The organism is Modestobacter italicus, from assembly GCF_019799965.1.
In the GTDB taxonomy this organism is placed as follows: Bacteria; Actinomycetota; Actinomycetes; order Mycobacteriales; family Geodermatophilaceae; genus Modestobacter; species Modestobacter italicus_A.
Window position 1 is genome coordinate 274,766 of record NZ_JABGCJ010000006.1, and the last position, 14,746, is coordinate 289,511.

Here is a 14,746-nt window from a genome sequence, read left to right on the forward strand (position 1 = left end):
GGACCCGCCGCCCGGCCGGCCGCACGTCCGCGCACCGGCTGGCTGCACGTCCGCGCACCGGCTGGCCACGGCGAACTGTCGGACCCGCGTGGACACTGGACGGCGTGTCGGCTCTCGATCGCTTCTCCGCACCCACCCGGGCGTGGTTCACCGGCGCGTTCGAGCAGCCCACCGCTGCCCAGGAGGGCGCGTGGTCGGCGATCAGCAGCGGCGAGCACGCCCTGGTCGTCGCCCCCACCGGCTCGGGCAAGACGCTGGCGGCGTTCCTCTGGTCGCTGGACCGGCTGGCCACCGCACCGCCACCGGATGAGCCGCTGGCCCGCTGCCGGGTCCTCTACGTCTCCCCGCTCAAGGCGCTGGCCGTCGACGTCGAGCGCAACCTCCGGGCGCCGCTGGCCGGCATCGGCCAGGCGGCGGCCCGGCTCGGCCAGGAGCGTCCGGAGATCACGGTCGGCATCCGGTCCGGCGACACCCCGGCCGACGAGCGGCGCACCTTCGCCCGCCGTCCCCCGGACATCCTGATCACCACCCCGGAGTCGCTGTTCCTGCTGCTCACCAGCCAGGCGCGGGAGGCGCTGCGCGGCGTGGAGACGGTGATCCTCGACGAGGTGCACGCCGTCTGCGGCAGCAAGCGCGGCGCGCACCTGGCCGTCTCCCTCGACCGGCTCGACGAGCTGCTGGAGCGGCCGGCGCAGCGGATCGGCCTGTCGGCCACCGTGCGGCCGATCGAGGAGGTCTCCACCTTCCTTGCCGGTGGCCGGCCGGTGCAGGTGGTCGCCCCGCCCTCGCAGAAGCAGTGGGACCTCTCGGTCGTCGTCCCCGTCGAGGACATGTCCCAGCTGGGCCAGCCGACCGGTGAGCTGGAGGGGTCGGCGGCGGGCAACCAGCCGCGGACGTCGATCTGGCCGGCGGTCGAGGAGCGGGTGCTCGACCTGATCGAGGCCCATCGCAGCACCATCGTCTTCGCCAACTCGCGTCGGCTGGCCGAGCGGCTCACCAGCCGGCTCAACGAACTCGCCTACGAGCGGGCCACCGGCGAGCCGCTGCCGCACGGGGCGAACCCGGCCGAGCTCATGGCGCAGGCCGGCTCGGGCGGAGGCCTCCCCCCGGACGTCCGACCGGTCGCCTCGGCCCACCACGGCTCGGTGTCCCGGGAGCAGCGCGCCGTGGTGGAGGAGGCGCTGAAGTCCGGGCAGCTGCCGGCGGTCGTCGCCACCTCCTCCCTGGAGCTGGGCATCGACATGGGCGCGGTCGACCTCGTCGTCCAGGTCGAGTCACCGCCCAACGTCGCCGCCGGGCTGCAGCGGGTCGGCCGCGCCGGTCATCAGGTCGGCGCGGTCAGCGAGGGCGTGATCTTCCCGAAGTTCCGCGGTGACCTGGTGCAGAGCGCCGTCGTCGCCGAGCGGATGCGGGCCGGGGCGATCGAGTCGACCCGGTACCTGCGCAACCCCCTGGACGTGCTGGCCCAGCAGATCGTCGCGATGGTCTCCGAACGCCCGCGCACCGTCGACGAGGTCGCCGCCGTGCTCCGCCGCTCGGCCGCGTTCGCCTCGCTGCCCGAGTCCGCGCTGCACGCGGTGCTGGACATGCTGGCCGGCCGCTACCCCTCCGACGCCTTCGCCGAGCTGCGTCCCCGCCTCACCTGGGACCGGGTCACCGACACCCTCACCGCCCGCACCGGCGCCCAGCGGCTCGCGGTCACCAGCGGCGGCACCATCCCCGACCGCGGGCTCTTCGGCGTCTTCCTGGTCTCCGGCGCCGGGGAGAACGGCGGCCGCCGGGTCGGCGAGCTCGACGAGGAGATGGTCTACGAGTCCCGGGTGGGCGACGTCTTCCTGCTCGGGTCGTCATCGTGGCGGATCGAGGAGATCACCCACGACCGGGTGCTGGTCAGCCCCGCGCCCGGGCTGCCCGGGAAGATGCCGTTCTGGCACGGCGACACCCTGGGCCGGCCGCTGGAGCTGGGCCGGGCGCTGGGCGCCTTCCTCCGTGAGGTCGGCTCGGCGACCCCGGAGGCCGGGGCGGAGCGGGCCCGCGCCGCGGGCCTCGACGAGTGGGGCGCGGCCAACCTGCTCGCCTACCTGGCCGAGCAGAAGCAGGCCACCGGGCACCTGCCCGACGACCGCACCATGCTGGTCGAGCGGTTCCGCGACGAGCTGGGCGACTGGCGCCTGGTGGTCCACTCCCCCTTCGGCGCGCAGGTCAACGCCCCCTGGGCACTGGTGCTCGCCGCCCGGCTGCGCGAGCGGTACGGCGTCGACGTCGCCTCGATGCACTCCGACGACGGCATCGTGCTGCGGCTGCCCGACACCACCGGCGAGGCGCCCGAGGCCGACCTCGCGATCCTCGACCCGGACGACGTCGAGCGGGAGGTCACCGCCGAGGTCGGCAACTCCGCGCTGTTCGCCAGCCGGTTCCGCGAGTGCGCGGCCCGCGCGCTGCTGCTGCCCAAGCGCGACCCGCGCAAGCGCACCCCGCTGTGGCAGCAGCGCCAGCGGGCGGCCCAGCTGCTCTCGGTGGCCAGCGAGTTCTCCGGCTTCCCGATCACGCTGGAGGCGGTCCGGGAGGTGCTGCAGGACGTCTACGACGTGCCGGGACTGGTCGAGCTGATGCGCGACGTCCGCGCCCGCCGGGTGCGGGTCGTCGACGTGCAGACCCAGAGCGCCTCGCCGTTCGCCCAGTCGCTGCTGTTCGGCTACGTCGGCCAGTTCATCTACGAGGGCGACGCCCCGATGGCCGAGCGCCGCGCCCAGGCCCTGGCCCTGGACACCGGCCTGCTGGCCGAGCTGCTCGGCCGTTCCGAGCTGCGCGAGCTGCTCGACGCCGACGCGATGGGCGAGATCGAGGCCGAGCTCCAGCGGCTGCCGACCGAGCGGCACCCCCGCGACGTCGACGGCGCAGCCGACCTGCTGCGGGTCGTCGGCGACCTGACCGTCGCCGAGGCCGCCGTCCGCGGGGTGTCCGCCGACTGGCTGAGCGAGCTGGTCACCACCCGCCGGGCGCTGGTCGTGCGGATCGCCGGCGAGGAGCGGTACGTCGCGATCGAGGACGCCGGCCGGCTCCGGGACGCGCTGGGCACCGCCCTTCCGGTCGGGGTGCCCGAGGTGTTCACCGAACCGGTCGCTGATCCGCTGGGCGACCTGATCGGCCGGTACGCCCGCACCCACGGACCGTTCGTGCCCGCCGACGCCGCGACCCGGCTGGGGCTCGGGGTCGCGGTCGTCACCGCCACGGCGCAGCGGCTGGTCGGCACCGGCCGGCTGGTCACCGGGGAGTTCCGGCCCGGCGGGACCGGCCAGGAGTGGTGCGACGCCGACGTGCTGCGCTCGATCCGGCGCCGTTCGCTGGCCAAGCTGCGCCAGGAGGTCGAGCCGGTGCCGATCGGCACCCTCGCCCGGTTCAGCCCGTCCTGGCAGTCGGTCGGCGGGCGGCTGCGCGGCGTGGACGGCGTGCTCGCCGTGGTGGAGCAGCTGGCCGGCGCCCTCGTGCCGGCCTCAGCGCTGGAGTCCCTCGTGCTGCCGTCCCGGGTACGCGACTACTCCCCCGCTCTGCTCGACGAGCTGACCAGCGCAGGCGAAGTGCTGTGGGCCGGCGCCGGCGGGCTGTCCGGCGGCGACGGCTGGGTCACCCTGGTGCCCGCCGACCTGGCGCCCCTGCTGCTGCCCGAGCCACCCGGCGCCGCCTCGGTCGAGGGCGGCTACGGCGCGGCGCTGCTCGACGAGCTCGCCGGTGGTCAGGCCCTGTTCTTCCGCTCGCTGTCCGACCGGGTCGGCGCCACCGACGACCCGGCGCTGGCCGAGGAGATCTGGGACCTGGTGTGGGCCGGCGCGCTCACCAACGACACGCTCGCCCCGCTGCGCACCCGGTTGTCCGGCGGCGGCACCCACAAGCGACAGCCGGCCGCTCCCCGGGCCCGGCTGGACCGCACCCGGCACGGGCGCACGCGACTGGGTCGCCCGGCGATGCCCAGCCGGACCGGGCCACCGTCGATGGCCGGCCGCTGGTCCCGGCTGCCCGACCTGGAGACCAACCCGACCAAGCGGACCACCGCCCGGGCCGAGGCGCTGCTGGAACGGCACGGCGTGCTGACCCGCGGCGCGGTGCAGGCCGAGCAGGTCACCGGCGGGTTCTCCGCCGTCTACCCGGTGCTGCGCGCGTTCGAGGAGAACGGCCGGGCCCGCCGCGGCTACTTCGTCGAGACCCTGGGGGCCGCCCAGTTCGGCACGCCCGGGTCGATCGACCGGTTGCGCAGCTTCGCCAGCCCCGACCGGGTGCCGGCCGGCCCGGTGGTGCTGGCGGCCACCGACCCGGCCAACGTCTACGGCGCCGCGCTGCCGTGGCCGGAACGCGCGGTTGCCGCCGGAGCCGACGACGCCGTCGACCTGGGTGAGGGCACCGGGGCCGGCACCAGGAAGAGCGGCCACCGCGCCGGGCGCAAGGCCGGGGCACTGGTCGTGCTGGTCGACGGCGAGCTGGTGCTCTACGTCGAGCGGGGCGGCAAGACCCTGCTGTCCTGGACCGAGGAGGAGACGGTGCTCAAGGAGGCGGCCACGGCCCTGTCCAGCGCGGTGGCCTCCGGAGCGCTGGGTCGGATGACGGTGCAGAAGGCCGACGGGGCCTCGGTGCACGAGTCCGGCCCATTGAGCACCGCGCTGCAGGCGGCCGGTTTCGCCGCCACCCCCCGCGGCCTCCGCCTGCGCAGCTGACCCGGCTGCACCCGTCGCCGTCCAGCCTCGGCGCCGTCCGACACCGTTGGGCGCTCGTCGTCGGTCCGAGCCGACGGAAGCGACGATCAGCGCACACTGACCGCGGCTGGGGCCTGCCCGGGCCGGAGGCGGCTCAGCGGCGGCGGCCGCCCTGGAGCCAGCCACCCAGCCAGCGGCTCAGCCGCGGCATGGCCACCCGCAGCCCGCTGACCACGTAGACCGCCGAGACCAGCAGCCGCAGCGGCCACGGCCAGTCGCCGATCAGCGGCACCGCGACCAGCTGGAAGCTGCTGGTGAAGACCAGCACCGCGGCCACGGTGAGCAGCCAGCTGCGCCAGGCCGGCCCCGGTCGCGCCGGCACCGCGAAGAAGCTCTCCAGCCCGACCGCACGGGACACCCGCTCGTCCTCCACCAGCCGGTGCACCCGGTCCAGCGCCGTCCGCCGCTCCTCGGACCGCTCCCAGACCGCCAGGGACTCGTCGTCCCGGAAGCGGTAGACCAGGTGGTACTCGTCGCTGGCCGGCCCGGGCCGCAGCAGCGAGGAGCCCAGGTGACCGGGGAAGCGCGCCACGAGCTCCTGCACGTCGGCGGCCCAGCGCTCGAAGGCGTCGTGCTGCTCGGGCCGCACCACCCGGGCGACGGTGATGGTGACCGGCTCCGGCCGCGCGACGGGCTGGCGGGCCACGGTGTTGCCGGTCAGTCGCTCCGGCAGGCTGCGCAGGCGGGTCGTCACGGTCACAGGGTGCCCCAGCGCTGAGGAAACGCAGGCTGTTCCCGCCTGTCGCCCCACTCACAGGAGGCCACCCGGCCGAGGGAGTCCTCCGATCATCGGCAGCCCACCCGGCCGTCACTGGTGCGCCGGCACGGCTGACGGGCGCCGGGGACCATGGACCGCGTGCCCGAGGGAGACACCGTGTGGTTGGCGGCGCAGCGGATGAACACCGCCCTGGCCGGTGCCACGCTCACCACCGGCGAGCTGCGCGTGCCCCAGCTCGCCACGGTCGACCTCGCCGGTGCCACCGTCACCGAGGTCGTGCCCCGCGGGAAGCACATGCTCACCCGCTTCGCCGACGGGCGGACCCTGCGCACGCACTACCGGATGGACGGCAGCTGGCACATCTACCGGCCGGGGACCCGCTGGCGGGGCGGCCCGGCGTTCGCCGTCCGGGCCGTGCTGGCCACGGACGCGTGGGAGTGCGTCGGCTACCGGCTGCACGACATGGCCCTGGTGCCCACCGCGCGGGAGCACGAGCTGGTCGGCCACCTGGGGCCCGACGTGCTCGGCCCGGACTGGGACCTCGACGAGGCGCTGCGCCGGCTGCGCTCCCACCCCGACGAGCAGATCGGTGTGGCGGTCCTCGACCAGCGGAACCTCGCCGGCATAGGCAACCTCTACAAGGTCGAGTCGCTGTTCCTGACCGGCGTCAACCCGTGGGCCCGGGTCGCCGACGTCCCGGACCTGCGGGCACTGGTGGAGCGGGCCCGCACCCTGATGCTGGCCAACCGGGACCGCCCCGCGCAGAGCACCACCGGGATCACCCGGCGCGGGCAGGACCACTGGGTCGCCGGCCGGAAGGGGCGCCCCTGCCGCCGCTGCGGCACGGCCGTGCTCCTCGGCGACCAGGGCCCGGACCTGCAGGAACGGGTCACCTGGTGGTGCCCCACCTGCCAGGCCACCCCGCTGCCGGTCGACCCGCGGGCGCGCACCGGGCTGCCGGGGACCGAGGCCCGTCGCGCCTCGTACTGACGCACGCGGCGCCGGCGGGCACGGCCGGGGATCATCAGGGGATGCCCGAGGGAGACACCGTCTGGTTGGCGGCGCAGCGGATGAACACCGCCCTGGCCGGTGCCACGCTCACCACCGGCGAGCTGCGCGTGCCCCAGCTCGCCACGATCGACCTCGCCGGCGCCACCGTCACCGAGGTCGTCCCCCGCGGGAAGCACATGCTCACCCGCTTCGCCGACGGCCGCACCCTGCGCACGCACTACCGGATGGACGGCAGCTGGCACATCTACCGGAAGGGCACTCCATGGAAGGGCGGCCCGGCGCACAGCATCCGGGCCGTGCTGTCCACCGAACAGTGGGACTGCGTCGGGTACCGGCTGCACGACCTGCGGATCGTGCCGACCAGCGCGGAGAGCGAGCTGGTCGGCCACCTGGGGCCCGACGTGCTCGGCCCGGACTGGGACCTCGACGAGGCGCTGCGCCGGCTGCGCTCCCACCCCGACGAGCAGATCGGCGTGGCGGTTCTCGACCAGCGGAACCTCGCCGGCATCGGCAACCTCTACAAGGTCGAGTCGCTGTTCCTCACCGGCACCCACCCGTGGACCCGGGTCGCCGACGTCTCGGACCTGCCCGGCCTGGTCACCCGCGCCCGCACCCTGATGCACGCCAACCGCGACCGTCCGGAGCAGAGCACCACCGGCTCCACCCGGCGCGGCGAGGACCACTGGGTCTTCGGCCGCAGGGGCCGCCCGTGTCGCCGGTGCCGGACGCCGATCCTGCTGGGTGACCAGGGTCCCGACACCCAGGAGCGGGTCACGTACTGGTGTCCGCGGTGTCAGGCGGCGCGCAACCCGATCGACCCGTCGGCCCGCACCGGGGAGCCCGGCCACCCGGCGTCCATCGCCGCCACCTGACCGGACACAGCCCGACGGCCGCCCCACGCAGTGCGCGGGACGCCGTCGGGGTGGTGCCGGAGTGCTCAGGCGCGCTCGGGTCGCTCGGCCGGCTGGTCGGCGCCCAGCGCGGTGCCGTCGACCGAGGGGGTGCCGGACTCGATCGCGCCGGCCGCCTGGTTGCCACTGATCGCCTGGGTGCCGCCGCCCATCGACGCGCGGATCTCGGCGAGGCGGGACGCACCGGCGACGTCGATGGTCGCCTTCTCCACCTCGAGCATCCGGCCCTCGACCGAGTTCTGCGCCAGCTCCGCCTGCCCCAGTGCATTGGCGTAGCGGGCCTCGATCTTGTCGCGGACCTCGCTGAGGCTGGGGGTGTTCCCCGGCGCCGACAGCTCGTTCACCGACCGGAGGGAGGCGGAGACCTGCTCCTGCATCTTCGCCTGCTCCAGCTGGGACATCAGCTTGGTGCGCTCGGCCAGCGTCGACTGCAGCCGCATCCGGCTCTGCTCGACCGCGCCCTTGGCCTGCTCGGCGGCCTGCAGCGCCTCGTCGTGGCTGCGCTTGAGGTCCTCCATCGCCTGCTCCTCGCTCACCAGCTGGGTGGCGAAGGCCTGCGCGGCCTGCTCGTACTCGGCGGCCTTGGCCGCGTCACCGGAGGCGCGGGTCTGGTCGGCGAGGTTCAGCGCCTGCCGCGCCGAGGCCTGCAGCTTCTCGACGTCCCCGAGCTTCCGGTTCAGCCGCATCTCCAGCTGACGCTGGTTGCCCAGCACGGCGGCTGCCTGGTTGCTCAGCGACTGGTGCCGCTGCTGCTCCGCCTCGATCGCCTGCTGGATCTGGATCTTCGGGTCGGCCCGCTGGTCGATCTGGTCGTTGGCCGAGGCCGTCAGGTACTTCCACAGCTTCACGAACGGGTTGGGCATGGCGGCTTCCTCCTGATCCGGTGCTCCGCTCCGCCGGCGGCGGTCCGGCGCGCACACGGGCGACGCTGTCCCGATCATCGTCCCAGGCCGCTCACCCGGCCAGCCACCGCACGCACTCGGCCACCCTCGCGCGGTGTCCCGGCGCACGTCCTGCTGCACCGATGGCCGTCCTCCAACACCATCGCTGGTGCGGGAGGACGGCCGTTGATCAGGTCACCAGATCAAACCCCGCGGACGGCAGGCGGGTCAGACGGGGCGGCCGCGGAGCCGGCGGTAGTGCTCGACCAGGGCGACGGTGGAGGCGTCCTGGTCCATCTCCGGGGCGGTCTCGCTGACCAGCGCCGGTGCGAGCTGACGGGCCATGACCTTGCCCAGCTCGACGCCCCACTGGTCGAAGGAGTCGATCTGCCAGATGACGCCCTCGACGAAGACGGTGTGCTCGTAGAAGGCGATCAGCTGGCCCAGCGTCCCGGGGGTGAGCTTCGGGGCGAGGATCGTCGTCGACGGCCGGTTGCCCGGCATGACCTTGTGCGGGACGACGTCGCTGGGGGTGCCGTCGGCGGCGACCTCCTCCGCCGTCCGGCCGAAGGCGAGCACCGCGCTCTGGGCGAACATGTTCGCCATCAGCAGGTCGTGCATGTCCTTGATGTCGTGGTTGGGCTCGCCGAACCCGATGAAGTCGGCCGGGATCAGGCTGGTGCCCTGGTGCAGCAGCTGGTGGAACGCGTGCTGCCCGTTGGTGCCCGGCTCGCCCCAGTACACCTCACCGGTCGCGGTGGTCACCGGCTGCCCGTCCCACTGCACGGACTTGCCGTTGCTCTCCATCGTCAGCTGCTGCAGGTAGGCCGGCAGCCGGGACAGGTACTGGCTGTAGGGCAGGACGGCGTGGGTCTGTGCGCCGAAGAAGTTCGTGTACCAGACGTTGAGCAGGCCCTGCAGCACCGGCAGGTTCTCCGCCAGCGGCGTGGTGCGGAAGTGCTCGTCGACGGCGTGGAAGCCGGCGAGCATCTCGTCGTAGCCGTCCGGCCCGATGGCGACCATCAGGGCCAGCCCGACCGCGGAGGTGAAGGAGTAGCGGCCGCCGACCCAGTCCCAGAAGCCGAACATGTTGTCGGTGTCGATGCCGAACTCGGCGACCGCGTCGGCGTTGGTGGAGACGGCGACGAAGTGCTTCGCGACCGCCGACTCGTCGGCGCCGGAGGCCAGCAGCCAGTCGCGGGCCACGGTGGCGTTGGTCAGCGTCTCCAGCGTGGTGAAGGTCTTGGAGCAGACCACGAAGAGCGTGGTGGCCGGGTCCAGGTCGCGGGTCTTCTCCGCGAAGTCGGTCGGGTCGATGTTGGAGACGAACCGGGCCGTCAGGTCGCGGTCGCTGTGGTCGGCCAGCGCGGTGTAGGCCATCGCCGGGCCGAGGTCGGAGCCGCCGATGCCGATGTTGACCACCGCGCGGATCCGCTCACCGGTGTGCCCCGTCCACTCCCCCGACCGCACCCGGTCGGCGAACCCGCGCATCTTCGCGAGCACCTCGTGCACGTCGGCGGTCACGTCCTGGCCGTCGACGGTCAGCGGCTGGGACGCCGGCGCCCGCAGCGCCACGTGCAGGACGGCGCGGTCCTCGGTGACGTTGATGTGCTCGCCGCGGAACATCGCCTCGATCCGCTCGGGCAGCCCGGCCCGCTCGGCCAGCGCCACCAGCAACTGCACGGTCTCGTCGGTGACCCGGTGCTTGGACCAGTCGACGTAGAGGTCACCGGCCGTGCCGGTCAGCCGGGCGCCGCGGCCGGCGTCCTCGGCGAACAGCTCGCGCAGCGTGCGGGTGCCGACCTCGCGGTGGTGGTCGGCCAGCGCCGCCCACTCGTCGGTCGCGGTGATGTCCATCCAGCTGCCTCCAGGGTCCGACCAGGGTCTCCACGGGACAGGTGCGCAGCACGGCTGCGACACAAACCCCGGACCCGATCATGCCGGGCGGCACGACCGGCCCGGCGCGGGCCCTCCCGCGCCGGGCCGACCGCCGCTCAGGCGGCGCTGATCCCCTGCCCCTGCTCGGACTGCACCTGCTCGATCCGGTCCTCGGCGGCCATCCGGGTCAGCGCGGCGCCGGCCTCGGCGTCCCGGGTCAGGTTCTCCCCCGTCGTCGGGTCGAAGACGTGCACCTTGCGGCTGTCCAGCCAGAACTCCGCGTCCCGGCCCTCCCGGATCCGGCTGGTCGCGTCGATCGACACGATCGCCTGGGTGCGCAGCTCCTCGGCGTCCAGCTCCTTGGACAGCTCGCGCAGCTGGCTGCGGATCTCGTCCGGGGCCTCGTAGGGGATGTAGGCGAACTGCGAGTCGCCCAGCCACTCGGTGACGTCGACCCGGGCGGTGAACACCGACCCCAGCGGCCGCTTCGCCTCGTCCACGAGGGAGGCATCCTCGAAGTACTCCGGCCGGATGCCGACGAGCAGCAGGTCTCGGCCGGCGACTGCGGCGGCTCGACGCTCGTCGAGGTCGATGTGGCCGAACGGGGTGGTCAGCCGGGACCCGTCGAGCTGGGCCGGGAGGAAGTTCATCGGCGGTGAGCCGATGAAGCCCGCCACGAAGAGGTTCACGGGCTGCTCGTACAGCTCCCGCGGCGAGGCGACCTGCTGGATCTTGCCCTTGCGCAGCACGCAGACCCGGTCGCCCAGGGTCATCGCCTCGGTCTGGTCGTGGGTGACGTAGACGGTGGTGATGCCCAGCCGGCGCTGCAGCCGGGAGATCTCCGTGCGCATCTGCCCGCGCAGCTTGGCGTCCAGGTTCGACAGCGGCTCGTCGAAGAGGAACGCCTCGGCCTGGCGGACGATCGCCCGGCCCATCGCCACCCGCTGGCGCTGACCACCGGAGAGGTTGGCCGGCTTGCGCTCCAGGTGCTCGTGCAGCTCCAGGACGTCGGCCGCCTCGTTCACCCGACGGGTCACCTCCGCGTCGTCCACCTTGGCCAGCCGCAGCGGGAAGGCGATGTTCTCGAACACGGTCAGGTGCGGGTACAGCGCGTAGTTCTGGAACACCATCGACAGGTTGCGCTCCCGCGGCGCCTTGTCGTTGACCCGCTTGCCGCCGATGACCATGTCGCCGCTGGTGATGTCCTCCAGCCCGACGATCATCCGCAGCAGCGTCGACTTCCCGCAGCCGGACGGGCCGACGAGGATCATGAACTCCCCCTCGTCGATGTCCAGGCTGACGTCGTTCACCGCCGGGAAGCCGTCGCCGTACTTCTTGACGATGTTCTTCATCTCGATCGAGGCCATCAGTTCGTCCCTTTCGCGATCAGCATGGGTCGGCGGGAGGGCGTCAGCCCTTGACGGCGCCGTTGGTGAGGCCGGCGACGATGCGCCGCTGGAAGAGCAGGACCAGGACGACGACCGGGATGGTGACGATGACCGCGGCCGCGGCGATCGCCCCGGTGGGGTCCTCGAACTGGGAGGCACCGGAGAACAGCCCCAGCGCCGCCGGGACCGGTCGGGCGTCCTCGGTGGAGGTCAGCGAGATCCCGTACACGAAGTCGTTCCAGGCGATGAAGAACGCGATGATCGCCGTGGTGAACACCCCGGGTGCGGCCAGCGGGACGATCACCTTGCGGAAGGCCTGCCAGGTGGTGGCGCCGTCCACCTGGGCCGCCTGCTCCATCTCCCAGGGGATCTCCCGGAAGAAGGCGGACATCGTCCAGATGGAGATCGGCAGCGTGAGCGACAGGTACGGGATGATCAGCCCGGGCCAGGTGTCGTAGAGCCCGATGTTGCGCCACAGGTTGAACAACGGCGTGACGATCGAGATCACCGGGAAGATCGCCACCGCGAGCGCCGTCCCGAGGATGAACTTCTTCCCCGGGAAGTCGAGCCGGGCGATCGCGTAGGCCGCGAACATGGCCAGCAGGCAGGAGATCGCCGTGGCGATCAGGCAGATGCCGAACGAGTTGCGCAACGCCGGCAGGAACAGGTCGCTGGCCCCACCGGTGAGGATCAGCGAGTAGTTGTCCGTGGTCGCGTTCGTCGGCAGGAAGTCGCCGTTGTTCAGGTCGCTGGGCGCCTTGAACGACAGCGACACGATCCAGGCGATCGGCGCCAGCGCATAGAGGACGATCGCCACACCGGCGACGCCCCACCAGGCCTTCTCCTTGCCCGACATCAGCCTTCCCCCCTCGACTGGGACAGGTCGACCTTGAAGCCCTTGATGAAGCTCATCGCGATGAAGACGACCGCCAGGAACAGCAGGACCGAGACCGCCGACCCCAGCCCGATCTCCAACCGCGAGATGGTCTGCCGGTAGGCCAGGAAGGAGACCGACTCGGTCGCGTTCGCCCCGCCGGTCATGATGAAGATGCTGTCGAAGACGCGGAACGCGTCCAGGGTGCGGAACAGCAGGGCCACCATGATCGCGGCCTTCATGTTGGGCAGGGTGACCCGGCGCATCCGCTGCCACCAGGTCGCGCCGTCGACCTTCGCCGCCTCCTGCAGCACCTCCGGCACCTGGGCGAGCCCGGCCAGCAGGAGCAGCGAGATGAACGGCGTGGTCTTCCAGATCTCGGCCAGGCAGATGACCAGCAGCGAGGTCCAGGTGCCGCCGAACCAGTCCGTGTCCTCCCCGATGCCGGGGAGGAAGGAGAACCACGAGTTGATGAAGCCGGTCTGGATGTCGAAGGCGAACTGCCACGCGAAGGCCGACACCACGGTGATGACGGCGTAGGGGATGAGGATCGCCGCCCGGAGCACCGGCCGGATCGTGCTGAGCGCCTTGGCCATCACCATCGCCAGCGCGAAGCCGAGCACCAGCTCGACGGCGACGGTCACCAGCGTGATGAACCCGGTGACCAGCAACGACCGCCACCACAGCCAGTCGGACAAGATCACGCCGTAGTTCGACAGGCCGGTGAACGACCGGTTGTCCGGGTCGGTCAACCGGAAGTCGAACAGCGAGTCGTAGACCGCCTGGGCGATCGGGTAGGCGGTCACCAGCAGCATGACCGCCAGGGCCGGGCCGGCCAGCAACCAGCCGAGCTTCCGCTCGCTCCGGGCCCGGTCGCTCGTCGTCCCGCCGGGGGCGGAGACCGGCTGGGTCTTCTCCACCGGGGGCAGCGTCGTCTGCGTCACAGCAGCTGCTCCTTCCGCAGCACGGCGGTGATCAGGTCGGTCGCCGCCTCCGGGGTCTCCTGCGGGTCGACCGACGACGGCGGGTGGTAGACCCGCTGGATGCCGCCGGACACCTCGCTGTAGTACGGCGTCTGCGGCCGCGGTGCGGCGAGCTCGAGGGAGTCACGGATGGTCGGCGCCATCGGGAACTGCTCCAGCACCTCCGGGTCGTCGTACACCGCGGTGTCCGACGCCGGGTTGCCGTTGGTGGTGAAGTAGTACGCCTGGTTCTCCGTCGAGGTGATGCACTCGGTCGCCTCGTAGGCGAGGTCGACGTTCTGGCTGAAGGCACCGACGCCCAGGTTGATCCCGCCGTAGGGCGGGGCGGCCTCGGTCTCGGCGTCCACCCGGGGGTAGATCGCCCAGCCGTAGTCCTCCGGGACCGACGCCTCCATCGTCCCGGCCTCGACCGCCGCCAGCGCCCGCGGGTAGACGAACGGGTAGTTGACGTTGAACCCGCCCTCGGGGCTCTCGAACGCGGTCGCCGTCGAGTCCTCGTTCGCCGTGGACAGCGCCGGCCCGGCGGTGCCGCTGGTGGCGATGTCCCGCATCACCTCGGTGGCCCGGCGGCCGGCGTCGGACGTCAGGCCGAGCTGGATCTGCGAGGGGTCGGTGGAGTTCTCGGCGATGATCGAACCGCCCGCCGACTCGATCAGCGCGTTGAACCAGACCGTCAGTGCCTCCGCACGGATGCCCTGGACACCGACGCGCACGTCCTGCTCCTGGGCCGCCTGGACGATCTGGTCCCAGGTCACCGGCTGGGTCATGTCCAGCCCGGCCGCCTCGGCCACCGACTCCCGGTACCAGAGCAGCTGGGTGTTCGCCCAGAACGGGACGGCGACCAGCTCGTCGTCCCAGGTGGAGCCCTCGATGGCGCTGTCCACCACGTCCTCGGTGACCCGCTCGGCGACGTCCTCGGGGACCGGTGCGAGGAACCCCGCCTCGGCGAACTCCGGGATGAACGGCGGGTCCAGGCTCATGATGTCGATCGAGGCGTCATTGGCGGCCAGCCGGCGGATCAGCTGCTCGCGCTGCTCGGACGCCTCACGCGGCAGCACCGACGTCTCGATCCGGTAGCGCCCGCCCGCCTCGTCGGTGCAGCGCGCGGCGATCTCCGCCTGCCCGCCCGAGTCGGGGTTGGTGTACCAGGTGAGCGTCGGGACGCCGCCGTCGTCGCTGCCGCACCCGGCCAGCGTCGAGGCCAGCACCCCGGCCGCGGCCGCACCGGCGAGCGCCCGGCGCACCCGGCGCGACCGGAGCGGCCCGGCCCGCCCTGCCCGTCCTCCGTCGTCTCCGACCCAGCTGACGTCCGGCACCGGCCACCGCCTCCGTTCACCCGCAGCGACCTCGTCGTCGC

10 protein-coding genes are annotated in these 14,746 nt (G+C 72.9%); 3 read left to right on the plus strand and 7 right to left on the minus strand.

Annotation, left to right across the window (positions count from 1 at the left end; all coding sequences use genetic code 11):
- The first annotated feature begins 104 nt into the window (after positions 1-104).
- Entirely contained in the window at positions 105-4,706 is a 4,602-nt protein-coding gene (locus HLA93_RS16360) for an ATP-dependent helicase (protein WP_222195475.1), read from the plus strand.
- 133 nt (positions 4,707-4,839) lie between these two features.
- On the opposite strand, the gene HLA93_RS16365 is transcribed toward HLA93_RS16360, so the two are convergent.
- The gene (locus tag HLA93_RS16365; protein WP_308128183.1) at positions 4,840-5,439 is read right to left on the minus strand and encodes an antibiotic biosynthesis monooxygenase; all 600 of its coding nucleotides are present in this window, start codon (positions 5,437-5,439) and stop codon (positions 4,840-4,842) included.
- Positions 5,440-5,601: 162 nt separating this feature from the next.
- On the opposite strand from HLA93_RS16365, the gene HLA93_RS16370 reads away from it, so the two are divergent.
- Both HLA93_RS16370 and HLA93_RS16375 read left to right on the plus strand, forming a co-directional pair.
- Positions 5,602-6,453, plus strand: a complete 852-nt coding sequence (locus HLA93_RS16370) for a DNA-formamidopyrimidine glycosylase family protein (RefSeq protein ID WP_222195476.1) — start codon at positions 5,602-5,604, stop codon at positions 6,451-6,453.
- Positions 6,454-6,494: 41 nt separating this feature from the next.
- Positions 6,495-7,346, plus strand: a complete 852-nt coding sequence (locus HLA93_RS16375; RefSeq protein ID WP_222195477.1) for a DNA-formamidopyrimidine glycosylase family protein — start codon at positions 6,495-6,497, stop codon at positions 7,344-7,346.
- Between the two features lie 65 nt (positions 7,347-7,411).
- On the opposite strand, the gene HLA93_RS16380 is transcribed toward HLA93_RS16375, so the two are convergent.
- From HLA93_RS16380 to HLA93_RS16405, 6 genes are all read right to left on the minus strand, one after another.
- Entirely contained in the window at positions 7,412-8,248 is an 837-nt protein-coding gene (locus tag HLA93_RS16380; protein WP_222195478.1) for a PspA/IM30 family protein, read from the minus strand.
- A gap of 246 nt (positions 8,249-8,494) precedes the next feature.
- Positions 8,495-10,123, minus strand: coding sequence for a glucose-6-phosphate isomerase (gene pgi / locus HLA93_RS16385; protein ID WP_222195479.1), 1,629 nt, complete (start codon positions 10,121-10,123; stop codon positions 8,495-8,497).
- A gap of 137 nt (positions 10,124-10,260) precedes the next feature.
- Positions 10,261-11,511 (minus strand): ABC transporter ATP-binding protein, encoded by a 1,251-nt coding sequence (locus HLA93_RS16390; RefSeq protein ID WP_222195480.1) that lies wholly within the window; start codon positions 11,509-11,511, stop codon positions 10,261-10,263.
- Positions 11,512-11,554: 43 nt separating this feature from the next.
- Positions 11,555-12,388, minus strand: a complete 834-nt coding sequence (locus HLA93_RS16395; RefSeq protein WP_222195481.1) for a carbohydrate ABC transporter permease — start codon at positions 12,386-12,388, stop codon at positions 11,555-11,557.
- Positions 12,388-13,350: a carbohydrate ABC transporter permease gene (locus HLA93_RS16400; RefSeq protein ID WP_222195482.1), complete on the minus strand. Its 963-nt coding sequence runs from the start codon at positions 13,348-13,350 to the stop codon at positions 12,388-12,390. The genes HLA93_RS16395 and HLA93_RS16400 overlap by 1 nt, the downstream gene beginning before the upstream one ends.
- Positions 13,347-14,705: an extracellular solute-binding protein gene (locus tag HLA93_RS16405; protein ID WP_222195483.1), complete on the minus strand. Its 1,359-nt coding sequence runs from the start codon at positions 14,703-14,705 to the stop codon at positions 13,347-13,349. The genes HLA93_RS16400 and HLA93_RS16405 overlap by 4 nt, the downstream gene beginning before the upstream one ends.
- Positions 14,706-14,746: the final 41 nt, after the last annotated feature.